We start from the raw sequence: 24,207 nt of genomic DNA, 5'->3' as shown, positions 1-24,207 counted from the left end.
GGTGCAGCCGGCCAAATTCGCAGGGGACAATGCGCTGTTCTATGCGCTGATGCGGCAGGGCACGCTGAGGAAGCCGCGGAAGCGCACCCGGCCGCCGCGCACCGGCTCGCCGTCGAGCACATAGTTCGGGAAGCGCGCCAGGAAGCGCGAGATCGCGATGGCGCCCTCGAGACGCGCCAGCGCCATGCCGGCGCATTGATGCGCGCCGGTCCCGAAGGCGAGGTGGCGGTTCGGCGTGCGCGCGACGTCGAAGCCTTCCGGGTTGGGGAACTGCGCGGGGTCGCGGTTCGCGGCGCCGATGCACAAAGTGACCAGCGTGCCGGCCGGCATCTTGATGCCGCCGAGCTCGGTCTCCTCCACGATCATCCGGTTGCCGAGCTGGTTCGAGCTCTCGTAGCGCAGCATCTCCTCGACCGCGGTCTTGATCAACTCGGGCTGCGCGATCAAGCGCTGCTTTTCTTCGGGATATTGGGTGAGCGTCACCAGCCCGTTGCCGATCAGGTTGGTCGTGGTCTCGTGGCCGGCGTTGAGCAGGAAGATGCAGTTGTGCAGCAATTCCTTCGCGGTCAGCCGTTCGCCATTGTCCTCACGCTGGATCAATCGGGTCAGCACGTCGCGCTCGGGATTGCCCGGTTTGGCGCGACGCCTTTCGACCAGGGTTTCGAGATAGGCGAGAAAATCCTTCACCGCATCGTTGCCGCGGTCGAACGCGTCCTTTGCGATCACGGGCTCCAGCGCGCCCAGGATCGCCAGCGACCAGTCGCGCAGCGGCTCGCGCTCGTCGTGCGGCACGTCGAGCAGATTGCCGATCACCTCGACCGGGATTGCGGAGGCGAAGTCGCCGATCAGCTCGAAGCGGTCTTTCGCGGCGATCCGGTCGAGCAGACTGTCGACCAGCGCGATCAGGTCCGGCTCCATGCCGGCGATCGCCCGCGGCGACAATGCGCCCATGATCAATCGCCGCACGCGGGTGTGCGCCGGCGGGTCGTTGAAGACGAGGCTGGTCGTGTGGTGCTCGTAGAGCAGCGAGTTGCCGTATTTCGGCAAGAACTCCTTCTTCTTGTCGGAGGAGAAGGTCTTGGTGTTCTTGTAGGCGGTGATGAGGTCGTCGTAGCGCGTGAGAAAATAGCAGCCGTTCGGCAGCCGCTTCACCGGCGCGTGCTCGCGCAGCGCGCGATAGGTCGGGTAGGGGTTCGCGTAGAAGTCAGGCGTCAGCTTTTCCAGATCGAAGCCGTCAGCCAGCTCTCGCGCGTGCCTGTCCATGGCGGATATCCAACCCACATTAGTTTCATTTGCAACTATCGTAAGCCGCGGGCGGCGGCCGCGCAACAGGATTTGCGGGCACCGGGATCACCGCGGCGCACGCCGCGCGATGCGAGTAAATCGCAGAGCCATATGCGGTTTTGCGCTTTGATGAAGTGCGCGCGCCCCTCTACAGTCGCGGCCAAACAATCAAGACCGGAAACGCCGATGCATGCCCGAGCCGACACCGCGGCCTCCTGGCCCGAGGAGGTTTTTTCGATTCTGCAGCGCTTCGAGGTGCGTCAGGTGCCCTATGTGCCGGACGCCGGGCATTCAGAGCTGATCGAGCGCGTGCTGGGATCGCCGTCGATGCGCGGCATTGCGCTGACCACCGAGGAGGAGGGCGTGGCGCTGCTCGCAGGCGCCTGGGCCGGCGGCCAGCGCGGCGTGCTGCTGATGCAGTCGAGCGGGGTCGGCAATTGCATCAACATGCTGTCGCTGGTGCAGATCTTCCGCTTGCCGTTCCTCACGCTGGTGACGATGCGCGGCGAATGGGGCGAGTTCAATCCCTGGCAGGTGCCGATGGGCTCGAACACCCAAGGGATTCTCGAATTGGCGGGGATCAAGGTGCTGCGCGCCTCGCGTCCGGACGAGGTGCGCGAGGTCGTCGAAGCCGGCGCGGCGCAAGCCTACAACGCCTGCACGCCAACCGCCGTCCTGCTGTCGCAGCGCCTGATCGGGGCAAAGGTCTTCACCAAATGAGCAAAGCCAATCTCCTCGACCGCCGCGCCGTGGTTGCCGAACTGCTGAGGGATCGCAAGGGCGCCTTCGCCATCGGCGGCCTCGGCGCCTCGACCTATGACATCGCCGCGGCCGGCGACCACGACCGCAACTTCTACCTCTGGGGTGGCATGGGCGGCGCTGTCATGATCGGGCTCGGCCTCGCGCTGGCCCAGCCGACGCTGCCGGTCGTCGTGATCACCGGCGATGGCGAGATGCTGATGGGCATGGGGAGCCTCGCGACCGTCGCGCTGCAGCAGCCGAAAAACCTCTCGATCATCGTGCTCGACAACGAGGCCTATGGCGAGACCGGCGGCCAGGCCAGCCACACCGGCGGCCTCGCCGACCTCGTGGGTGTTGCCAAAGCCTGCGGAATCGGGGATAGCCGGGCGATCAGCACGATGGCCGAGGTCGAGGCTTTTGCCGTGTCTTTGCAAGACGTTGCGGCGGGGCCACGGTTCGCCAGCGCGAAGATCGACGGTGCCAATCTGGAACGCGTGCTGTCCAGCCGCGACGGCACCTACATCGTCAACCGGATCAGAGGGTCGATCGGACACACTCCGATATAAAGTGACTTTCGCGGTGCAATAGAACCTTGACTTTTGGTAAAGTGAGTGATTACTCACGACCCAAATGTCTACCTTACGCATGACGAGTGACTTGCGGCGTCAGTTGATCCTGAGCGCCGCAAAGCGGTGTTTCGCCCGCAACGGCTTTGCCGGCACCACGACAAAGAGCGTGGCGGCCGCGGCTGCCATTTCGGAAGGGCTGCTGTTCAAGCACTTCCCGTCGAAGGCGGCGCTCTACGCCGAAATCCTTGCCGAAGAGTGCGAGGCGGATCCGGATCTCGCGCATCTGCTCGGCCAGGAGCCCTCCACCGCGACGCTGATCGAACTGGTGCAGGGCATGGTCGGCCATTTCATGCAGCTGCGCGACGCGCCCGACCAGGAAGAGGCGCAACGGATGCGGCTGATGGTGACAAGCCATCTCGACGACGGCGAGTTTGCGCGCCTGCTCTACGACAAGGTCGGCAAGCTGATCGGTCCGACTTTCTCCGCCTCGCTCGAGCGCGCGATCGCCGCCGGCGAAGCGACGCGGATCGGCGACGAGCCGCTCAACCTGTTCTGGTTTGCGCACCATACCGTGCTTATGGGCGCGCTGACGCAGCTGCCTGCGACACCTTGTCTCCCCTATGGGGATGCCGCCGCGGCCGAACGGCAGCTTTGCCAGTTCATTCTTCGCGGCATCGGACTTACCGAAGCCGCAATTTCAACTCATTTGGGCCGCCAGCCGTCGCCGAGCGCAGGACCGTCGGTAACTGCAGAAAGTGCATGACATGAATATCCAGACCGAAAGCCACATCTCGGGGCAACCGCTCAAGGAAAAGCAAGCCAAGCGCCCCGTCCGCCTGGTGCGTTGGTTCATCATCGTAGGCCTGTTGCTGGCCCTGCTGGTCGGCGCGCTGGTCGGCTTCAACGCCTTCCGCAGCCACATGATCGCGCAGTTCTTCGCCAACAATAAGCCGCCGCCGTCGAACGTCTCGATCGCCGAAGCGAAGACCGAGGTGATTCCGAATCTGCTGACCGCCGTCGGCGATCTCGTCGCCGTGCACCAGGTCAATGTCACGACCGACGTGCCGGGCCGCATCACCGAGATACTGTTCACCGCCGGCAGCCATGTGAAGGCGGGCACGCCGCTGGTGCAGTTGTTCGACGCACCGGAGCAGGGTGACCTCGCCAGCTTCAAGGCGCAGGCGACCGTGGGCGAGCAGCAGCTCGACCGCGCCAAGCAGCTCGCGTCGCGCCAGTTCGGGCCGCAGTCGACCGTCGATACGGCGCAGGCGACCTACGACCAGGCCAAGGCGGGCATTGCCAAGACCGAAGCGCTGATCTCGCAGAAGCTGGTGCGCGCGCCGTTCGAAGGCGATCTCGGCGTTCGCCAGGTCGAAGTCGGCCAGTATCTGACGGCCGGCACGCAGATCGTGTCGCTGACGGATTTGTCGGTGCTGTACGCCAACCTGACCGTGACCGAGAAGCAGAGCTCGCAGATCAAGGTCGGCCAGGCCGTGCGGGTCGCGGTCGACGCCTATCCGGGCCGCACCTTCGAGGGCAAGATCACCACCATCGAGCCGCAGATCGCGACCGAGACCCGCAACATCCGGGTACAGGCGACGATCCAGAATCCGGAAAGTATCCTCAAGCCCGGCATGTTCGCGACCACCACGATCGTGCTGCCCGAGAAGCCGCCGGTCGTGACCATTCCCGAAACCGCCGTCGACTACACGCTGTACGGCGACTCGGTGTTCCTGATCACCGAGAAGAAGGGTGAGGACGGCAAGACCAGCCTGACCGCGGACCGCACCTTCGTGAAGACGGGCAACCGTGTCGAAGGCCGCGTCCAAATCCTCAAGGGCCTGAAGGCCGGGGACAAGGTCGTGGCCGTCGGCCAGATCAAGCTGCAATCGGGCATGCCGGTTGTGATCTCGACCGATCCGCCGCCGCCGGTTCCGGCCGAGCCGCCGCGCTACTAATCCCGATCATGAAACCCGGAGGGCCGGTTGGCCCTCCGCCACATGTTGCCGCAACCGGCAGACAACACGAATCGAGTTGGCGATGGCCTTCACTGATATTTTCATCAAGCGCCCGGTGCTGTCGGTCGTGGTCAGCCTGCTGATCCTCTTGATCGGCTTGCGCGCGGCGATGGTGCTGCCGATCCGGCAATATCCGAACCTGTCGAATACCGTCGTGACAATCACGACGTCATATCCCGGCGCGTCGCCCGAGCTGATCAACGGCTTCATCACCACACCGATCGAGCAGGCCGTCGCTTCGGCCGAAGGCGTCGATTACATGACGTCGAACTCGGTGCTCGGCACCTCGACGATCCAGGTCTACGTCAAGCTTAATCACGATCCGAACCAGGCGCTGACCGAAGTGCTCGCCAAGGTCAATTCGGTCAAATATCTGATCCCGAAGGAAGCCTTCGATCCGGTGGTGAGCAAGGCGACCGGCGACACCATCGCCGTGATGTATCTCGGCTTCTCCAGCGAAGAGCTGACCGGATCGGCGATCTCGGACTATCTGACCCGCGTCGTGCAGCCGGTGCTCTCGACGGTCGACGGCGTCGCTTCGGCCGACATTTTGGGCGGCCAGACCTTTGCGATGCGTGTCTGGCTCGATCCGAACCGGATGGCCGGACGCGGCGTGTCGCCCAACGACGTCGCGGCTGCGATCGCCGCCAACAACTTCCAGGCGGCCGCCGGCCAGACCAAGGGCTTCTTCATCGTATCGAACGTCTCGGCCAATACCGACCTTCAGAACATCGATCAGTTCAAGCGGATGATCGTGAAGGCGAAGGACGGCGGCTTCGTGCGCATCGAGGACATCGCGACGGTGGAGCTCGCGGCGCAGTCGACCGACGCCAGCGTCGCCTTCAACGGCGAGCATGCGATCTTCATCGGCATCAAGGCGACGCCGCAAGGCAACCCGCTGACCCTGGTGAAGGGGGTCCGCGCGCTGTTCCCCGACCTCGAGCGCAACCTGCCGCCGTCGATGAAGATGAAGGTGGCCTACGACTCCACCAAGTTCATCCAATCGTCGATCGACGAGGTCGAGAAGACGCTGACCGAGGCGGTCCTGATCGTCGTCGTCGTCATCTTCCTGTTCCTGGCCTCGCTGCGGTCGGTGATCATCCCCGTCGTCACCATTCCGCTGTCGCTGGTCGGCGTCTGCATCCTGATGCTGGCCGCAGGCTTCAGCTTCAACCTGCTGACGCTGCTGGCGATGGTGCTGGCGATCGGCCTCGTGGTCGACGACGCCATCGTGGTGGTGGAGAACATCCATCGACATCTCGAGGAGGGCCTGCCACCAGTTCAGGCATCGCTGAAAGGTGCGCGCGAGATCGTGGGCCCGGTCGTCTCGATGACGATCACGTTGGCGGCGGTGTACGCGCCGATCGGCTTCCTCGGCGGCGTGACCGGCACGCTGTTCCGCGAATTCGCCTTCACGCTGGCAGGTTCGGTGATCGTGTCGGGCGTAATCGCGCTGACGCTGTCGCCGATGATGTGCTCGGTTTTCCTCAAGAGCGCGGAGGAGGGGCGTTTCGCCAAGCTGGTCAATCGCGTGTTCGGCGCGTTGACGCGCGCCTATGGCCGCCAGCTCGACCGTTCGCTCGACTACCGCCCGATCACGGCGCTGTTCGCCGTGACCATCCTCGGCCTGGTCGGCTTCCTTTATATGCACATCCAGAAGGAACTGGCGCCGCAGGAAGACCAGGGCATCGTGTTCGCGGTGACCAAGGCGCCGAAATACGCCAACATCGACTACATCGATTTCTACGGCGACAAGATGGACAAGGAGTTCCAGAAGTTTCCCGAGACCGACCTGCGGTTCATCCTGAACGGCATCACCGGTCCGCAGGGCGGCTTCGCCGGCATGCTGCTCAAGCCGTGGGATGAGCGCAAGCGCAGCGCGCAGGCGCTGCAGCCGCTGGTGCAGGCCGAGCTGTCGAAGATCGAGGGCATCAGCGCGTTCGCGTTCAGCCTGCCGCCGTTGCCCGGCGGTCCCGGCGGTCTGCCGGTGCAGATGGTGATCTCGTCGACGGCCGGATTCCAGCAGGTGTTCGACCAGATGAACAAGCTGAAGGATGCCGCGCGCAAGAGCGGCCTGTTCATCGTCACCGACAGTGACCTCGACTTCAACCAGCCGGTGGTCAGGGTGAAAGTCGATCGCTCTAAGGCGAGCGACCTCGGCATCACCATGCAGTCGATCGGCGGCGCGCTGGCGACGCTGCTCGGCGGCAACTACGTCAACCGCTTCAACCTCGAAGGACGCTCCTATCAGGTGATCCCGCAGGTGCCGCGCGCCAGCCGGCTCGCGCCGGAATCGTTCGACAACTACTACGTCCCGACCGCGACCGGGCAGCTGGTGCGGCTGTCGACCGTGGTTACGGTCGAGACCGGCGTCGATCCGAACGCGCTGACCCACTACAACCAGCTCAACTCGTCGACCTTCCAGGCCGTGCCGATGCCCGGCGTTTCGATGGGGCAGGCGGTGGAGTTCCTGCAGGGTGAAGCCAAGAAGCTGCCGTCCGGCTTCAGCTACGACTTCCTGGCCGACTCCCGGCAGTACGTCCACGAAGGCAACCAGCTGCTGGTCACCTTCGCGTTCGCCATCATCATCATCTTCCTGGTGCTGGCAGCGCAGTTCGAGAGCCTGCGCGATCCGTTCGTGATCATGATCAGCGTGCCGATGGCGATCGTCGGCGCCCTGATCCCGCTGTTCTTCGGCGTCGCCACCATGAACATCTACACCCAGGTCGGCCTGCTGACGCTGGTCGGACTGATCACCAAGCACGGCATCCTGATGGTGGAGTTCGCCAACGAGCTGCAACTCAACGAGGGACTGGACCGCCGTTCCGCAATCGAGATGTCGGCCCGGATTCGTCTGCGGCCGATCCTGATGACGACGGCGGCCATGGTCACCGGCCTGCTGCCGCTGCTCACCGCCTCGGGCGCCGGTGCCGCCAGCCGCTTCTCGATCGGGCTTGTCGTCGTCACCGGCATGACGATCGGCACGCTGTTCACCCTGTTCGTGCTGCCGATGGTCTACACGGTGATTGCGACCGACCACCAGGCCGCGGCCCGGTCCGAGCGTGCCAAGCAGATCGCCGACTACGAACTCGAAGGCCGCGGCGGCGCACTGAAACCGACCTGAGCCCTCCAAGCTCATGCTCGCAGGAAAGGCGGCATTGGCGAAAGCCACTGCCGCCTTTTCTTTGTCCCGCGAACGCCTTGCCGATGGGCGTGCCGAACGCTGCTTGGCTTGACGCGTTTTCTTGACTCGACCGGGAGACCAATTCGCTCGAAAGCGCTATGCTCCTCACAAGATCTGGAGGAAACAGGCATGGCGAGCGAATTTGCGGCGGGCAATTACCGGTTCATTCCGGCCGTGTTCCAATATTCAAGCGGTGCGCAGGCGAACGCCGGCTACGAGATCGAGCGGGTGCGCTTCGATCGCCTGGTGCCGCTTGCGGAAGGTTTTGCGCGCATTGCGGCCTACATCAAGGACGCCGGCCGGCCGCTGACCTCGTTCTGCGCCTGCGAACTGCGCTCGCCGGCCGCCTTTACCGAGGACGGCTTCCGCGCCTTCAACCAGCACTATGTCAAGACGCTCGCCGAATGGGGCCTGTTCGACGGCACCATCAATCCGGTGGCGCGCAGCAATGTCTGTCCCGAGATCGATCCGCCGGCCGAGCCGTCGTTTTACGCGTTCTCGTTCACGCGGCCCAGCACGAGCACGTCGCCGTCCTTCGTGATCGCGGGCGGCGCCGAAGCCCGCAGTGGCACTGCCAGCTACCCCGACCGCATCGTTTGTTACCGCGATCTCAGCCCCGGCGCGTGGCGGGAGAAGGTCCGCTTCACCACCGGCGAGATGGAGCGCCGTCTTGCTGAGTTCAGCTTCGGCTGGGAGGAGACGACAGCGGTGCAGGCCTACACCGTGCACGACATCCATCCCGTGATATCAGACGAGTTGGTCCGCCGCGGCGCGACGCGCTCGGGCCTGACCTGGCACTTCTGCCGCCCGCCGGTCGTCGATCTGGAATACGAGATGGATTGCCGGCGCGTGCTGCGCGAGGTGGTGATTTAGCTGAAGAGCTTTGGGTGCGCGTGCAACGAGTCCCGTCATCCTGAGGAGCGCGTAGCGCGTCTCGAAGTATGCACGGCCCGGCTGGTGGCCGTCGACCCTTCGAGACGCGCGTTCCGCGCTCCTCAGGGTGACAGGAAGAATGGCGCGCGTTAGGGACGGCCGACCGGTCACCGCGCCTTCGGATCCAGCGCGTCGCGCAGGCCGTCGCCGACCAGGTTGAACGACAGCACGACCAGGAAGATCGCAAGCCCCGGCCAGACCGCCATCCATGGCGCGCTGGTCAGGAAGCGTTGCGCGGCGTTGAGCATGCTGCCCCAGGACGGCGCCGGCGGCTGCTGGCCGAGGCCGAGGAAGGACAGCGCCGCCTCGGCGATGATCGCGGCCGCGATCGACAGCGTGGCCTGCACCAGGAGAGCTGGCAGGATGTTGGGCAGGATATGGACCAGCGCGATGCGCCAGCGCGGATTTCCCATGGCGCGCGCGGCCTCGACATAGTCCTCGACCTTGACGCTCATCACCTGGCCGCGGGTCAGGCGGATGAAGATCGGGGTCGCCGAGATGCCGATCGCGATCATCGCATTGCCGAGGCTCGGGCCGAGGAAGGCGGCGAGCGCGATCGCCAGGATCAGGAACGGGCAGGCCAGCATCGCATCGGTGATGCGGCTGATCAGCGCGTCGATGAAGCCGCCGCGATAGCCGGCGAGCAGCCCGAGCGGCACGCCGATCGCAAGCGCGATGCTGACCGAGATAACGCCGGCAAGCAGCGAGGCGCGGGCGCCGAACACGACGCGGGCGAGCACGTCGCGGCCGAGCTCATCGGTGCCGAACCAGTGCTGCATCGACGGCGCCTTGCGGACCAGCGACCAGCTCGTCGCGATCGGATCATAGGGCACGATCAGCGGCGCGAAGACGGCGAGCAGGATGAAGAGCGCGATCACGGCGAGGCCGAGCACGGCACCCTTGCGCCGGATCAGCCGCCGCCCGGCGCGCCGTGCCGGGCTCTCCAGCGTCTCGGCGGTGGCAAGCGAAGCTGATGTCCTGAGCACGGCGTCGGTCATCTAGTCAGCCTCTCAGCCGCGGATTGACCAGGATGTAGGCGATGTCGGCGATCAGGTTGAGCGTGATGTAGATCGTCGCCGTGGTCAGCACCACGCCCTGCACGACCGCATAGTCGCGGTTGAACACGGCATCGACGATCAGCTTGCCGAAGCCCGGGATCGAGAAGATCTGCTCGGTGAGGACTGCGCCCGACAGCAGCGTGCCAAGCTCGAGCGCGCCGAGCGTGATGATCGGCGTCAGCGCGTTGCGCATCGCATGCTTGAGGATCACCGTGCGCTCGGAGAGGCCCTTGGCCCGCGCGGTGCGGACATAGTCGCTCTCGAGCACCTGCAGCATGGCGCTTCGGGTGTGCCGCATCAGGACCGCGGCGATCGCATTGCCGAGCACGAAGGCGGGCATGACGGATGCGGCGAGGCTGGCGCGCCAGTTTTCGCTGAGCGGCACGTAGCCGGAGGCCGGCAGCCAGCCAAGTTCGACGGAGAACAGGAAGATCAGCATGATGCCGAGCCAGAAATTCGGCGTCGAGATGCCCCACAGCGCGAACAGATTGGCGCCGTAATCCCAGGCGGTACCTTTCTTCACCGCCGAGATGATGCCGGCAGGAATGCCGATCAGGAAGGCGACCACGATCGCCATGCTGGCGATTTGCATCGTAACCGGCAGCTTCTGCGCGATCAGGCTCGACACCGGCATCTTGTTGCGCAGGGACTCGCCGAAGTCGCCCATCAGCACGCCCTTGACCCAATAGGCGTATTGCACCGGGATCGCTCGATCCAGGTGATACTGCTGGCGGATCTGTTCGATGACGGCCGGATCACGCTCCTCGCCGGCCATCACGAGTGCCGGATCGCCGGGCAGCAAATGTTGCAGCGAGAAGATCAGGAGCGAGACGAAGAACAGCGTCGGGATCAGCTGAACCAGCCGCTTGGCGAGGAAGTTCAGCATCGGCAGCCCCGCGTGCCCTGGGCTGAGGCGATCATTTCAATTTCAGCCCGACCACGCGCACCAATCCATCCGGCATCTGCCGATAACCTTCGACCTTGGTGGTGTGCGCGATCAGGAGTGTGCGGTGATAGATGTAGATGATCGGCTCGTCATTGAGCACGATCTTGGTCATCTTCTCGTAGATCGCCTTGCGCTGGACAGGATCGTTGATCAGCCGCGCATCTTCCATCAGTCTGTCAGCTTCCGCGTTGGAATAGCCGCCATCGTTCTGCGGCGCCTTGGTGTGCAGGAAGACATAGGAATTGCCGTCAGGATCGATCCGGCCGCTCCAGTTGATCTGAAACACCTGAAATTCGCCGGCTTGGGCTTGCTTGAAGGTCGTCGCAAATTCGACCACGCGAATCTTGATGTCGAAGCCCGCTTCGGCCGCCATCGACTGCACGACCTGGGCCACGGCCTCGTTCTCGGCCCCCTTGGGGACCATGTAGTCGATGGTGACGGGCAGCGTAACACCGGCCTCCTTCAGCAGCGCCTTGGCCTTGGCAATATCGCGTCCCCGAACCGGAAAGGCCTTCTGATAGTAAGGATGTACCGGGCTGACCCATTGATTGCCCGGCGTGAACTCGCCGTTGAAGACGACCTGGTTGAGCGCCTCGCGGTCAATCGACAGGTCGAGCGCCTGGCGCACCTTTTCCGACTGGCTGAGCGGCCCCTTGCTCTTGTCGTTGCCGATGTTGATGGTGAGGCCGAGATAGCCGAGTTCGGGCGCGGTCGACAGCACGAGCCGCTTGTCGGCGCGGACGTCCTTGATGTCGGTGGCGAGCACGCGCTCGATCAGATCGAGCCCGCCGGATTTCAGATTGGCGAGCCGCACCGTGGCATCGACGATGGGAAGGAACACGATGCGATCGATGAAGACGTTATCCTTATTCCAGTAATCCTGAAACTTCTCGAACACCATGCGGTCCTGCTGCACGCGTTCGACGAACTTGTAGGGGCCGGCGCAGACCGGATGCAGGCCGAATTTGTCGCCCGCTTCCTTCACCGCCTTCGGCGAGACCATCATGCCGGCGCGGTCGGTCAACTGGGCGATCAGCGGCGAGTAGGGCGTCTTGAGCACCAGTTTGATAGTCAAGGGATCGACGACGTCGACATGGTCGAGCGCGGCCAGTTCGGGTTTGCGAAACGAGGTCGGCAGCGTGAGATGGCGCTCCAGCGAGAATTTCGCGGCTTCGGCGTCGAACGGCTCGCCGTCATGGAACTTGACGCCCGGCCGGAGCCTGATCGTCATCTCCTTGCCGTCAGCCGAGTTCTCGTAGGACAGCGCGAGCTGCGGAACGATGTTCAGCTTCTCGTCAATGTCGAACAGCTTGTCGCAGAAGGCGGAAAAGACGATGCGGCCGACATAAGTGCGTCCGATTGAAGGATCGAGGATGTCGGGGTCCTCGGCGAGCCCGATGCGAAGCGTGGTCTCGGCACGTGCGCTCGTTCCGCACCAGGTCACGAGGGCCGCCATCAGGACCGCCAAGCGCCAAAATCTCATCGCCAACCCCTTAATTCCCTACGTTCCTTACGAAATAACCCCGGGCCGCCCCGAGGCTTCCGCCGCATTGAACGCCGCCACCAGCTTTTCCAGTGTCGGCGAGAACCCGCCATCGGACGGCACGATCGCCTCCGCGCCGGGCAGCTCGCCCGTCCGGTGGCAGGCCGTTGCATATCCGGTGCCATCTTCGCGCAACTGCGGCACTTCGCTGCGGCAGCGCGCGATCACATAGGGGCAGCGGGTATGGAAGCGGCAGCCGGAGGGCGGATTGAGCGCGCTCGGCAGCTCGCCCTCCAGCACGATGCGGCTGCGCCTGGCGCGCGGCTTCGGCACCGGGATCGCCGACAACAGCGCGCGGCTGTAGGGATGGCGCGGCGCGGCGAACAGCGCTTGTGCCTCCGCCGTCTCGACGATGGTGCCGAGATTCATCACGGCGACGCGGTCGGCAATGTGCTTCACCACCGCGAGATCGTGCGAGACGAAGATGTAGGCGAGCTTCAGGCGATCCTGCAGGTCGCGCAGCAGATTCAGGATCTGGGAGCGGATCGAGACATCGAGCGCCGACACCGGCTCGTCGCAGATGATCAGCTTCGGCTCGACCGCAAGGGCGCGCGCAATCGCGATGCGCTGGCGCTGGCCGCCGGAGAATTCATGCGGATAGCGGCGGGCGAAGCGCGGCTCGAGGCCGACAAGGCGCAACAGCTCCTCGACCCGCTCACGGCGGCCCGCCGGAGGGACAAGATTGTGCAGCGCCAGAGGCTCGGTCAGGATCTGGCTCACCGTCATGCGCGGGTTGAGCGAGGCGTAGGGGTCCTGGAAGATCAGCTGCGCGTCGCGGCGGAACGCGCGCAATTGCTCGGCATTGAGCGCGCCGAGGTCGCGGCCCTCGAAGCTGACGCGGCCGGCGTCCGGCTCGATCAGCCGTAGCACCAGGCGGCTGACGGTTGATTTGCCGCAGCCGGATTCGCCGACCAGCGCCAGCGTCTTGCCGGCCTCGACCGTGAAGCTGACGCCGTCGACAGCCTTTACATGAGCGGTGGGCCAGCCGAACACCGAGCGTTCGGCGACGAAATGCTTCACCAGCCCTTCGACCTCGAGCAGCGCAGTCATGATACCAGCCGCTCCAAGGGCGCGCGGATGCAGCGCGAGGCATGGGACGCGCTCAGCAGCGCGAGCGGCGGTGGCGACCGGGTGCAGGCATCTTCCACGAATGGGCAGCGCGCGGCAAATCGGCAGCCCGCCGGCGGGGTCGCCATGTTCGGGACCATGCCTTCGATGGTGGCGAGATGGCTGGTGCGGCGGTCGAGCCGGGGGATCGAACCGAGCAGGCCGACCGTGTAGGGATGCTGCGGATTGGCAAACAGATCGTCGACCGGCGCGCGTTCGACGATCTCACCCGCATACATCACCGCGACCTCGTCGCAGACCTCGGCGACGACGCCGAGATCGTGGGTGATCAGGATGATCGCCGCGCCGCTCGCTGCCTTCAGCTCGCGCATCAGATCGAGGATCTGTGCCTGCAGCGTGACGTCGAGCGCGGTGGTCGGCTCGTCGGCGATCAAGAGCTGCGGATCGCAGGCCAGCGCCATCGCGATCATCACGCGCTGGCGCATGCCGCCGGACAGCTTGTGCGGATACTCGTCGATGCGCTTCTCGGGCGAGGGAATATGGACGCGGCGCAGCAGTTCGATGGTGCGCTCGCGCGCCGCGCGCCGGGAGCCGCCGCGGTGGCGCAAAATGGTTTCGGCGATCTGGTCGCCGATGGTGAAGCTCGGGTTGAGCGAGGTCATCGGCTCCTGAAAGATCATCGCGAGGCGATTGCCGCGCAGGTCGCGCAGCGTCGCGTCCGGCACGTCGAGCAGGTCGAAGCCGTCGAAGCGGATCGCGCCGGAGACCGCGGCGGACTGCTTCGGCAACAGCCCCATGATGGCGAGCGAGGCGACGCTCTTGCCGCAGCCGGACTCGCCGACCAGGCCGAGCGTGGCGCCGTTGGCTACCGAAAGGTCCACGCTGTCGACGGCATGCGTCATGCGGCCGTCGTCGCCGTGGAAGGTGACGCGCAGTCCCTCGATCTCGATCAGCGGACCGGCGGTCATTCGCGGCTCTTCGATGCCGCTGCGATGCCGGCCTCGATCCTGGCGCGGTCGCTGGTTCCGGCCGGGTTGTCGCGGGTCGGCATGAAGCTCCGGAACGGCACCCAGTGTTCGCGGCTGACCGCTTCCAGCCGTTCCAGCTCGCGCAAGGGATCGGCGTGGTCGTCGACCCGCAGGTCGAGCAACGGCCATTGCTCGGTTCCGTGGATCAGAAGGGCCGCCGATTGCTTGCCGCGCTTGTCACCGCCGGCTGTCTCGCCGGCGAACATCGCCTTGATCAGCCGCTCCGCGAACGGCAGCTTCTCGTTCGCGGCATAGACGCGCGCGGTCTCGTCGAGCACGGCGGGGCCGGCCAGCATATTGCCGGCGATCGAGAAGCCGTCGTCGGCGATATGACCGAACCAGTCGATGCAATCCTTGCCCGAATGCGCGGCGATCCGGCGGTTGCTGTCCATGACATGCACCTGCCGGCTCTCACGGCCGCCGTCACGCGCGAGCAGCGCCGCGATCGTCTCGTGCGGGCTCTTGCCGTCGCGCAGCAGCGCGAGGCCGTCGATGCCGTAATAGGGATTGACCAGCGCCTGCGTCGCAATGGCGCCGATCCCCGGTGCAATATGCGGCACGAGGGCGCCGACCGCGAAGAACCGCGTTGCGACGGCGATGCCGAGCTGGCCGGTGGCGCTGTCGCGGGCGATGATCGACCAGGTCATCTCATGTCTCTTCTCCCTCTCCCCGCTCTTTGCGGGGAGAGGGTTGGGGTGAGGGGCTCGTTCCGCGAAAGCGGCAGATGTCGGCTTTGCGGAGGCTCCCCCTCACCCGGATCGCATCTTCGATGCGATCCGACCTCTCCCCGCAAGCGGGGCGAGGTGGAGTTTGAGGCTTGGCCCGCAATTCGATCCGACGTCATCATGATACGATGGTCATCTCGTCTAGCGGCCCGCAGCGTAACCCTGCATGCCGCGCGGGTTGGCGGCGGCGCGGCGGCGGGGGCCGACCTTCGAGGCCGCGGTGAGGCGTCCTTCCGACCAATCGGGCCCAATCTCCACCACATGGCCGCGGCGCTTCAATTCGTCGATGGTCGATTTCGGCACGCGATTCTCCAGCACCAGCACGCCGGGGCGCGAGGTGCGCGGCCAGAACGAGATCGGGAAATGCTCGGAGTGCCAGGCCGGCGCGTCGATCGCCTCCTGCAGATTGAGCCTGGCGTGGACATGGCGCAGGAAGAACTGCGTGATCCACTGGTCCTGCTGGTCGCCGCCCGGCGAGCCCCAGGAGAGGTACGGCTCGCCGTCGCGCAGCGCCATCGTCGGCGACAGCGTGGTGCGCGGCCGCTTGCCCGGCGCCAGCGAGGCAGGGTGGTTTTCTTCCAGCCAGAACATCTGGGCGCGGCTGCCGAGGCAGAAGCCGATCTCGGGAATCACCGGCGAGGATTGCAGCCAGCCGCCGGACGGCGTCGCCGAGATCATGTTGCCGGCCTTGTCGATGATGTCGAAATGCACGGTGTCGCCGCGCACCTCGCCGAACCGGCCGACGGTCGGCTCGCCCGCGCCCATGGCGCCGACCGCCTCGCGATGCCCTTCGGCGTGTCGCAGCTTCACGACGCCGCCGAAGCCTGTGACCGAGCCGGGCCGGAAGTCGAGTGAAGCCTTGTCTTTCGAGATCAGCTTGCGCCGTTCGTTGTTATAGGCATCGGACAGCAGCGTTTCGATCGGGATCTCAGTGAACTTGGGATCGCCATAGAACGTCTCGCGATCGGCATAGGCAAGCTTGGCGGCTTCGATCTGCAGATGGATGAAGTCGGGGCCTGCGGGGTCGAGCCCGTCGAGCTCAAAACCCTTCAGCAGCGCGAGCTGCTGCAGCATCACTGGACCTTGGCTCCAGACGCCGCACTTCTGCACGGTGTAGCGGCCGTAATCGTAGGTCAGCGGCGCCTCGATGGTCGGCTGCCAGCGCGCCATATCGTCGGCCGACAGCACGCCGCGATGCGGCGAGCCGGAGACGTCCATCACCTCCTGGGTGCGGCAGAATCTGTCGATCGCTTCGGCGACGAAGCCCTTCGACCAGGCCTGCCGCGCGCGCTCGATCTGCACCACGCGGTCGTGGCCTGCGCTCTCCGCCTCGGTCAGAATGCGTGCGTAGGTCTCCGCGAGCTTCTTGTTGGTGAAGATGGTGCCGGGCTTCGGCACCTCGCCACCAGGCAGATAGACCTCGGCCGACGTGGGCCAGTATTTCCGGAACAGCTGCTCGACGGTCTTGATGGTGGCCGAGGCACGCTCGACCAGCGGATGGCCGTCGCGGGCATAGGCGATCGCGGGCTCCAGCACGTCGCGCAGCTTCATCGTGCCGTAGTCGCGCAGCAACAGCATCCAGGTTTCGAACGTGCCGGGCACGCAGGCCGCGAGCAGGCCGGTGCCGGGAACCATTTCGAGGCCTTCGCCGCGATAATGCGCGATCGTCGCCTTCGCCGGCGCCGGTCCCTGGCCGCAGATCACTTCGGTTTTGCCGCGCTTGACGTCGTGCACGATGAGCGGGACGTCGCCGCCGGGGCCGTTCAGATGCGGCTCGACCACCTGCAACGTGAACGCCGCCGCAACGCCGGCGTCGAAGGCATTGCCGCCTTTCTCCAACGCCGCCATTCCGACGGCGGTCGCGATCCAGTGGGTCGAGGTGACGACGCCGAAGGTGCCTTCGATCTCGGGCCTTGTGGTGAACGGATCGGGGTTGACGTTGCTCATGGGGCTGCGCTTCCGGCTAGGTCTTGTGGCGCGCGCACTTGATCACAGGCGGGCTGGTATGCCAACCGCTTGGTGGACATGGCCGCTCCCATCCGCGTGATCATGCCGGAACGGCGGCGGCGGGGCTGTTGACGGCGTGGCAGGCGACGCCGTCGATCAGTTCCGGCGCCTTCTCGCGGCAGAGATCGAAGGCGAGGGGACAGCGCGGGTTGAACGCACAGCCCCGCGGCGGATCGATCGGATTGGGGATCTCGCCCTTGACCGGGATGCGCTGGCGGCCGGACATCGCAAGGTCCGGAACCGCGCCGAGCAGCATCTTGGTGTAGGGCATCCGCGGGTTCTCGAACAACTTTCGGCCCTCGGCGATCTCGACGATGCGGCCGAGATACATCACGCCGATTCTGGTCGCCATGTGACGGACAACTGCCAGATTGTGGCTGATGAAGAGGTAGGTCAGGCCGAACTTGTCCTGCAGGTCGCGCATCAGATTGAGGATCTGCGCCTGCACGGAGACGTCGAGCGCCGAGGTCGGCTCGTCGCAGACGATGAACTCGGCCTCTGACGCCAGTGCGCGGGCGATCGCGATGCGCTGGCGCTGGCCGCCGGAAAATTCATGCGGGAATTTTTGGCCGTCATCGGGGTGCAGGCCGACCAGCGAGAGCAAGTCGCCGACCCGGGCCTTGATCTCACGTTCGCCCTCGATCAGGTCGAAGGCGCGGATCGGCTCGGCGACGATGGCGGCGACCCGGTAGCGCGGATTGAGGCTGGCATAGGGATCCTGAAAGACCATCTGGATGCGCCGACGCAGCCGGCGGCGCGCCTGCGCCTGCCGCGGATCGGTCATCGAGACGCCATCGATGACGACTTCGCCCGAGCTCGGCGGCAACAGGCCGACGACCATGCGCGCGACCGTGGTCTTGCCGGAGCCGGATTCGCCGACCAGCGCAAACGTCTCGCCGCGCCTGATGTCGAAGCTGACGCCGTCGACGGCTTTCAGGAATTCGAGATGGCCGCCCTCGATCACGCGGTTGAGCCATGGCTTCGAGACGTCGAAGACGCGGCGCAGGTTCTTGACCTCGATCAATGTCCCGCTCATGCCGCCGTCTCCTTCGCCGGCTCGAACAGATGGCAGGCGACGGATTGGGTGCCCTGCCGGATCGGCTCGGGGCGTTCGACGCGGCAGCGATCGAAGACAAACGCACAGCGCGGATTGAACGGGCAGCCGGCCGGAATCGCCGACAGCCGCGGCATCGAGCCCGGGATCTGCACCAGCCGCTTGTCCTCGCCCGCGAGCGTAGGGATCGCGCCCATCAAGCCCCTGGCGTAAGGATGCAGCGGGTTGCGCACCACCTCCTGCACCGGGCCGATCTCGGCGATGCGGCCGGAATACATCACCGCAACGCGGTCGCAGGTCTCGGCGATCACGCCCATGTCGTGGGTCACCAGCATCACGGCGGTGCCGTGGTCGCGGCCGAGCCGCTTGATCAGCGCGATGATCTGCGCCTGCACCGAGACGTCGAGTGCGGTGGTCGGCTCGTCGGCGATGATCAACTCGGGCTCGGCGCAGATCGCAAGCGCGATCACGACGCGCTGGCGCATGCCGCCGGAGAATTCGTGCGGGTAGCCGTCGATGCGCTTCTCCGGCGCGGGGATGCCGACCTCGGCGAGCAGATCGATCGCGCGCCGGCGCGCGGCGCTTTCGCTCAGATTGGTGTGGGTGCGAATCGTCTCGATGATCTGGTCGCCGATCCGGTAGAGCGGATTGAGGCTGGTCAGCGGATCCTGGAAGATCATGCCGATCCGCTTGCCCCTGATGCGGCGGATCTCTTCCGGCGGAAGATGGTCGATCCGCGTGCCCGACAGCTCGATCTGGCCGCCGGAGATACGGCCGGGCGGATCGATCAGCCCGATCACCGCAAGCCCGGTGACCGACTTGCCTGCGCCGGACTCGCCGACCACGCCGAGCACCTCGCCCTTGGCGATATCGAACGACACACCGTTGATGGCGCGCAAGGTCGCGCGGCGGGTGACGAATTCCACCTCGAGATTGCGCACGGAGAGAACAGGCTGGGTCATCGGAGCCTTGGGTTCAATGCGTCGCGCAGCCAGTCGCCGAGCAGGTTGATGGAGAGGATCAGGCCCGCCAGTGCGATACCTGGAAAGGCGACGATCCACCATTCGCCGGCAAACAGATAGTTGTTGCCGATCCGGATCAGGGTGCCGAGCGAGGGCATGGTGTCGGGCATGCCGGCGCCGAGGAAAGACAGCGTCGCCTCGGTGATGATCGCGAGCGCGAGGTTGATGGTGGCGATGACCAGGATCGGGCCCATCGTGTTCGGCAGCACGTGCCGCAGCATGATCTTCGGCGCCGGCAGGCCGATCAGCTGAGCTGCTGCCACATAATCCTTGTTCTTCTCCACCATGACCGAGCCGCGCACGGTGCGGGCATATTGCACCCAGAAACTGAGGCCGATCGCGATGATCAGCACGCCGAACGTGCTCATCTCGTCGAGCCGGTTGCCGAGCAGCGATTTGGCGACCCCGTTGACCAGGAGCGCGATCAGGATCGCAGGGAAGGTGAGCTGGACGTCGGCGATCCGCATGATCACGCTGTCGACCACGCCGCCGAAATAACCGGCGACCAGCCCGAGGGCGATGCCGAGCGCGCCGGCGAACACCACGCCGGCAATGCCGACCGCAAGCGAGATGCGCAGGCCGTAGAGGATCGCCGAGAGCACGTCGCGGCCCTGTTCGTCGGTGCCGAGCAGGAACGGGCTCTGGCCGTCGGCGGTCCACAGCGGCGCGATCCGCGAGTTGATCAGCTGTAGTTGCGCCGGATCGAACGGGTTCTGCACCGCAAGCCATGACGCAAAGATCGCCAGCAGGAAGAACAACAGCGTGATCACGGCGGCGACCATCGTCAGCCTGGATCGGCGGAACGAATAGAGGATGTCGCTGTCGAGCGCGCGCCCGAACCAGCCGGCAGGTGCCTGCGGGTGATCGTCGGAGCGATGGGGGACGACGGCGTCGGACATCGGTTGCGCCCTCACGCCGCGCGGCCGATGGTCGAGCGCAAGCGCGGATCGACCACGGTGTAGAGGATGTCGACCACCAGATTGATGGTGACGAAGATCAGCGAGACCATCAACAGATACGCGGCCATGATCGGGATATCGACGTTTTGCACGGCCTGCACGAACAGAAGTCCCATGCCCGGCCATTGGAACACGGTTTCGGTGATGATCGAGAAAGCAATAACCGAGCCAAACTGCAGGCCGGCGACCGTGATCACCGGAACCAGGGTATTCTTCAGCGCATGGCCGAAATGGATCGCGCGCGTGGTCAGTCCGCGGGCGCGGGCGAAGCGGATATAGTCGGTTCGCAGCACTTCCAGCATTTCGGCCCGCACCAGCCGCATGATCAGGGTCATCTGGAACAATCCGAGCGTGATCGCCGGCATGATCAGCGCCTTCAGGCCGGAGACGGTGAGCAGCCCGGTCGACCACCAGCCGAGCTTCACCACCTCGCCGCGGCCGAAGGAGGGCAGCCAGCCCAGCGTCACCGCGAACAGATAGATCAGCAGGATGCCGATCAGGAAGGTCGGCAGCGAAATGCCGATCAGCGACACCGCCTGGAATAATTTGGCGAGCACGGTGTCGCGGCGCAGCGCCGAGTAGACCCCCATCAGGATGCCGGCGATCATCGCGAACACCGTGGCGCAGATCGCAAGCTCCAGCGTCGCCGGCAGCCGTTCGGCCAGCAGCGATGAGACCGGCAGGCGGAACTGGTAGGACACGCCGAACTTGAACTGCAGCGCATCGATGAAGTAGCGGCCGAACTGCACCAGCACGGGATCGTCAAGGCCGAGCGAGCGCCGGATTTCAGCGCGCTGCGCGGCCGAGGTGTCGATCGAGACGATCTGGCTCACCGGATCGCCGGCGAAGCGGAACATCGCGAACGCAATGACGCCTACGGCGAGCATCACGCCGATCGCCTGCAGCACGCGGCGAAGAGTGAAAGCGAGCATCTCTACCTTTCACTGCTTTTGACATCCGGCGCGCGGCTTTGCGCGGCCAAAGATCGAGAGGTCCCGGAAGCCTGCGCTTCCGGGACCCAATTCGCTAGAGCCACTATTCACCTTGTTTGGTCGCCCAGTAGAGCAGCACCTGATTGTCCGCGCGCTGGGTCAATTTGACCTTTTTCGACACGCCCCACACCAGCGGTTGCTGATGCAGCGGAATGTAGCCGTAATCCTTGATGACGATTTCGTAGGCTTGCTTGATCAACTGGTCGCGCTTGGCAGTGTCAGTCTCGACCAGAACCTTGTCGGCGAGCGCGTCGACTTCCTTGTTGCAGTAGCCGCCGAGATTGGCTTCGCCTCGGGTCGAATCCTTCGGATCGTCACGGCAGCCGAGGATGTCGTGCAGCACGTTGTGCGAGTCGGACGTCGCGGGCGTCCAGCCCAGCATGAACAACGAGGTCTGGTAGCCGCCGGGCTTCAGCACCTTGGCGAAATACTGTGCCTTCGGCTGCGCCAGCAGGTTCACCTTGACGCCGATGCGGGCCAGCATGCCGACCACCGCCTGGCAGATCGCAGCGTCGTTGACGTAGCGGTCGTTCGGGCAATCCATCGTGACTTCGAAGCCGTTCGGATAGCCGGCCTCGGCCAGCAGCTTCTTGGCGCCATCGGGATCGAGCTTCGGTCGGGTGAACTCCTTCGATAGCGGATAGAGTTCGGGCGCGATCATCAGCGTCGAGGGCGTCGACATGCCGCGCATGACGCGGGTCTTGATCAGATCGACGTCGATCGTCTTGTAGAAGGCTTCGCGGACCTTGATGTCCTTGAACGGATTCTTGCCCTTGACGTTGGAGTACAGCAGCTCATCGCGCGCCATGTCCATGCCGATGAAGATGGTGCGGATCTCCGGCGCGGTCATGACGGTGGCGACGCCGCTGGAATTGACGCGCTGGATGTCCTGCAGCGGAACCGGCTCGATGACATCGACTTCGCCCGAGAGCAGCGCGGCAACGCGGGTGGCGTCGGAGCCGATCGGGGTGAAGATGATCTCCTGGAGATTATGCTCGGGCTTGCGCCAATAGCCTGGAAACGCCTTGAACACGGTCTTCACGCCGGGCTGGTGGCTCTCGATCGTGAAGGGGCCGGTGCCGTTCTCGTGCAGCGCCGCGTAGCTCGGCGTGGTCGCGGAGGCAGGCGTCGGTGCGACGGCGTTGTTCTCCTCGCACCACTTCTTGTCCATGATGTACCAGCTATCCCACTGCGAGGTCAGGATGGGATTGGGCGAGTCCAGCGTCACGTCGACCGTGTAGTCGTCGACCTTGGTGAACTTGGCGTCGGCCGGGACATTGCTGAGGAAATTGGAGCCCTTGGCGCGGACGCGGTCGGCCGAGAACAGCACGTCGTCGGCGGTGAAAGGATCGCCGTTGTGGAATTTCACGCCCTTGCGGAGGTGGAAGCGCCATTTGGTCGGGCTCAGCGTCTCCCAGCTTTCCGCCAGTGCAGGAATGATCTTGAGGTCCTTGTCGCGTGCGGTGAGGCCTTCGTAGACATGGGCGTGGTGCGCGATCGTCGTGGTTTCCTTCAGCGTGTAAGGATCCAGCGACTTCAGCTCGCCCTGATTGGCATATTTCAGTGTCTGCGCCGATGCCGGCAAGGCAAGGGCGACCAGCGCGACGGCAGTCGCCGCAAACAAACTCCAACGTCCCGACATGTGATCCCGCGTCCCCGTTTTTGTCCGCCGGCTGCTTTGTCCGGCTGGTATTATTGATGCATGTTGCCAGAGTTTACCGGCCGCGCAAGCGCGATTTGCCAAAGGGTTAATCGGTTCGCGCGGGTGCAGCGCAATGAACAGGACTCGAGAATAGGCGGCTGGCGCAACGGCGTGACATTCGACTTTCGGAGTGCCGGTCGTCGGCCGCGGAGACGATCACCGGCGAGCGCTGTTTCGCCGACCGCCCAGGACAGTCTGGTTGACCATAACAGATGATTGAGGCCGACCATGCCTTGGGTCAGGCACGGCTCGCTTGCGTGATGCACCCTGTCGCGGCGATACTGAGGCGGGCCAGGCGCATTTGAGGAGGCGGATATGAAGGTCAACGTCGAGATAGATTGTACGCCCCTTGAAGCGCGGCAGTTCTTCGGCCTGCCGGACGTGGCACCGATGCAGAACGCGGTGATGGACAGGCTGCAACAGCAGATGCTGTCGAATATCGACAAGGTTTCGCCGGAAGCGTTGCTGCAAAGCTGGTTCACCTTCGATCCCAAGCTCGCCGAGCGCTTCCAGGACATGTTCGTGGCGATGGCCGGCTTCGGCGGCGGCGCGGGCAAGAAGGACAAGAAATAGTGCCGGCCGCGAAAGGGAGCGTCGATGGGGCCGAACACCGGTTGCGTCCGCCCAGCCTGTTGCTGATGCTGGCGGAAGCGCGCGGCGTGCTCGAGCTGAATTCGAGCCTGCTGCTGTCGCCCCTGCTGATGCAGGCGCCGAAGGGCGACGGTCATCCGGTGCTGGCGCTGCCCGGCTTCCTCGCCAGCGACCTTTCGATGGCGCCGATGCGGCGCTATCTGAAGGAGCTCGGCTATGACGCCTACGCCTGGAACATGGGCCGCAATTTCGGCGGCATCGCCAGCAGGCGGACTGCGCTGCGCGACCTGCTGAAACGGGTCCATGAGGCGTCGGGGCGCAAGGTCTCGATCATCGGCTGGAGCCTCGGTGGCGTCTATGCGCGCGACCTGGCGTCGCAGATGCCGGAGCTGGTGCGCTCCATCATCACGCTGGGCAGCCCGTTCGCCGACGATATCCGCGCCACCAACGCGACCCGGCTGTACGAGCTGCTGTCCGGCGAGGGGGTGGACGACATTCCCGAGATTCGCGCGGCGATCGCCGGCGACATGCCGGTGCCGGCAACCTCGATCTATTCCCGCACCGACGGCATCGTGAATTGGCGGACCTCACGGGTACGGCCGTCGGCGACCGCCGAGAACATCGAGGTGCATTTGGCCAGCCATCTCGGCCTCGGCGTCAACCCCGCGGCGCTGTGGGCGATCGCGGACCGGCTGGCACAGCCGGAAGGAGAGTTCCGGCATTTTGACCGCTCGGGCCCCTTTGCCATTGCCTATGGGCCGGCAGAACAGGCACTATCCTGAC

Annotated in this window: 21 protein-coding genes; 8 read left to right on the top strand and 13 right to left on the bottom strand. The window is 65.0% G+C overall.

What is annotated here, in order from left to right:
- Positions 1–39: 39 nt before the first annotated feature.
- Complete coding sequence (locus AC066Y_RS17780) at positions 40–1,263, bottom strand: cytochrome P450 (protein ID WP_478274999.1); 1,224 nt, start codon at positions 1,261–1,263, stop codon at positions 40–42.
- A 207-nt stretch (positions 1,264–1,470) separates the two neighbouring features.
- Here AC066Y_RS17780 and AC066Y_RS17775 point away from each other — a divergent pair, with 207 nt between their 5' ends.
- The 6 genes from AC066Y_RS17775 to cnbZ all read left to right on the top strand — a co-directional run bounded on the left by AC066Y_RS17775 (position 1,471) and on the right by cnbZ (position 8,669).
- On the top strand, positions 1,471–2,004 hold the full coding sequence (locus AC066Y_RS17775; RefSeq protein WP_478274998.1) for a phosphonopyruvate decarboxylase: 534 nt from the start codon (positions 1,471–1,473) through the stop codon (positions 2,002–2,004).
- On the top strand, positions 2,001–2,591 hold the full coding sequence (locus tag AC066Y_RS17770) for a thiamine pyrophosphate-dependent enzyme (protein WP_478274997.1): 591 nt from the start codon (positions 2,001–2,003) through the stop codon (positions 2,589–2,591). The genes AC066Y_RS17775 and AC066Y_RS17770 overlap by 4 nt, the downstream gene beginning before the upstream one ends.
- A gap of 64 nt (positions 2,592–2,655) precedes the next feature.
- Complete coding sequence (locus tag AC066Y_RS17765) at positions 2,656–3,357, top strand: TetR/AcrR family transcriptional regulator (RefSeq protein WP_478274996.1); 702 nt, start codon at positions 2,656–2,658, stop codon at positions 3,355–3,357.
- 1 nt (position 3,358) lies between these two features.
- Positions 3,359–4,552 carry an efflux RND transporter periplasmic adaptor subunit gene (locus AC066Y_RS17760; protein ID WP_478274995.1) on the top strand — a complete coding sequence of 398 codons (1,194 nt, stop codon included), beginning with the start codon at positions 3,359–3,361 and terminating at the stop codon, positions 4,550–4,552.
- Positions 4,553–4,634: 82 nt separating this feature from the next.
- Positions 4,635–7,736: a multidrug efflux RND transporter permease subunit gene (locus AC066Y_RS17755; RefSeq protein WP_478274994.1), complete on the top strand. Its 3,102-nt coding sequence runs from the start codon at positions 4,635–4,637 to the stop codon at positions 7,734–7,736.
- A 189-nt stretch (positions 7,737–7,925) separates the two neighbouring features.
- Positions 7,926–8,669 carry a 2-amino-5-chloromuconate deaminase CnbZ gene (gene cnbZ / locus AC066Y_RS17750; protein ID WP_478274993.1) on the top strand — a complete coding sequence of 248 codons (744 nt, stop codon included), beginning with the start codon at positions 7,926–7,928 and terminating at the stop codon, positions 8,667–8,669.
- 167 nt (positions 8,670–8,836) lie between these two features.
- Here the strand turns inward: cnbZ and AC066Y_RS17745 are convergent, their stop codons facing one another.
- The 12 genes from AC066Y_RS17745 to AC066Y_RS17690 all read right to left on the bottom strand — a co-directional run bounded on the left by AC066Y_RS17745 (position 8,837) and on the right by AC066Y_RS17690 (position 22,773).
- The gene (locus AC066Y_RS17745; protein WP_478274992.1) at positions 8,837–9,727 is read right to left on the bottom strand and encodes an ABC transporter permease; all 891 of its coding nucleotides are present in this window, start codon (positions 9,725–9,727) and stop codon (positions 8,837–8,839) included.
- A 4-nt stretch (positions 9,728–9,731) separates the two neighbouring features.
- Positions 9,732–10,673 carry an ABC transporter permease gene (locus AC066Y_RS17740; protein ID WP_478274991.1) on the bottom strand — a complete coding sequence of 314 codons (942 nt, stop codon included), beginning with the start codon at positions 10,671–10,673 and terminating at the stop codon, positions 9,732–9,734.
- Between the two features lie 31 nt (positions 10,674–10,704).
- Entirely contained in the window at positions 10,705–12,216 is a 1,512-nt protein-coding gene (locus AC066Y_RS17735) for an ABC transporter substrate-binding protein (RefSeq protein WP_478274990.1), read from the bottom strand.
- Between the two features lie 27 nt (positions 12,217–12,243).
- The gene (locus tag AC066Y_RS17730; protein WP_478274989.1) at positions 12,244–13,326 is read right to left on the bottom strand and encodes an ABC transporter ATP-binding protein; all 1,083 of its coding nucleotides are present in this window, start codon (positions 13,324–13,326) and stop codon (positions 12,244–12,246) included.
- Positions 13,323–14,312 carry an ABC transporter ATP-binding protein gene (locus AC066Y_RS17725; protein WP_478274988.1) on the bottom strand — a complete coding sequence of 330 codons (990 nt, stop codon included), beginning with the start codon at positions 14,310–14,312 and terminating at the stop codon, positions 13,323–13,325. The genes AC066Y_RS17730 and AC066Y_RS17725 overlap by 4 nt, the downstream gene beginning before the upstream one ends.
- Positions 14,309–15,019, bottom strand: a complete 711-nt coding sequence (locus AC066Y_RS17720; RefSeq protein WP_478274987.1) for a DUF1028 domain-containing protein — start codon at positions 15,017–15,019, stop codon at positions 14,309–14,311. The genes AC066Y_RS17725 and AC066Y_RS17720 overlap by 4 nt, the downstream gene beginning before the upstream one ends.
- 219 nt (positions 15,020–15,238) lie before the next feature.
- The gene (locus AC066Y_RS17715) at positions 15,239–17,044 is read right to left on the bottom strand and encodes a gamma-glutamyltransferase family protein (RefSeq protein WP_478274986.1); all 1,806 of its coding nucleotides are present in this window, start codon (positions 17,042–17,044) and stop codon (positions 15,239–15,241) included.
- A gap of 100 nt (positions 17,045–17,144) precedes the next feature.
- Positions 17,145–18,140, bottom strand: coding sequence for an ABC transporter ATP-binding protein (locus AC066Y_RS17710; protein WP_478274985.1), 996 nt, complete (start codon positions 18,138–18,140; stop codon positions 17,145–17,147).
- Positions 18,137–19,120, bottom strand: coding sequence for an ABC transporter ATP-binding protein (locus tag AC066Y_RS17705; RefSeq protein WP_342723243.1), 984 nt, complete (start codon positions 19,118–19,120; stop codon positions 18,137–18,139). Before AC066Y_RS17705 ends, AC066Y_RS17710 begins: the two co-directional genes overlap by 4 nt.
- Complete coding sequence (locus AC066Y_RS17700; RefSeq protein WP_478274984.1) at positions 19,117–20,079, bottom strand: ABC transporter permease; 963 nt, start codon at positions 20,077–20,079, stop codon at positions 19,117–19,119. The genes AC066Y_RS17705 and AC066Y_RS17700 overlap by 4 nt, the downstream gene beginning before the upstream one ends.
- An 11-nt stretch (positions 20,080–20,090) precedes the next feature.
- Positions 20,091–21,071 (bottom strand): ABC transporter permease, encoded by a 981-nt coding sequence (locus tag AC066Y_RS17695; protein ID WP_478274983.1) that lies wholly within the window; start codon positions 21,069–21,071, stop codon positions 20,091–20,093.
- 103 nt (positions 21,072–21,174) lie between these two features.
- Positions 21,175–22,773: an ABC transporter substrate-binding protein gene (locus AC066Y_RS17690; protein ID WP_478274982.1), complete on the bottom strand. Its 1,599-nt coding sequence runs from the start codon at positions 22,771–22,773 to the stop codon at positions 21,175–21,177.
- Positions 22,774–23,148: 375 nt separating this feature from the next.
- On the opposite strand from AC066Y_RS17690, the gene AC066Y_RS17685 reads away from it, so the two are divergent.
- Together AC066Y_RS17685 and AC066Y_RS17680 are read left to right on the top strand one after the other, a co-directional pair.
- Complete coding sequence (locus tag AC066Y_RS17685; protein ID WP_092125001.1) at positions 23,149–23,406, top strand: DUF6489 family protein; 258 nt, start codon at positions 23,149–23,151, stop codon at positions 23,404–23,406.
- A 65-nt stretch (positions 23,407–23,471) separates the two neighbouring features.
- The gene (locus AC066Y_RS17680) at positions 23,472–24,206 is read left to right on the top strand and encodes an alpha/beta hydrolase (RefSeq protein WP_478275123.1); all 735 of its coding nucleotides are present in this window, start codon (positions 23,472–23,474) and stop codon (positions 24,204–24,206) included.
- The last annotated feature ends 1 nt before the right edge of the window (position 24,207 follow it).

The sequence above is a fragment of the Bradyrhizobium sp. USDA3010 genome, assembly GCF_056429065.1.
Note: the sequence above shows the minus strand (reverse complement) of the source record. Positions and strands in the feature narration are given on the sequence as shown.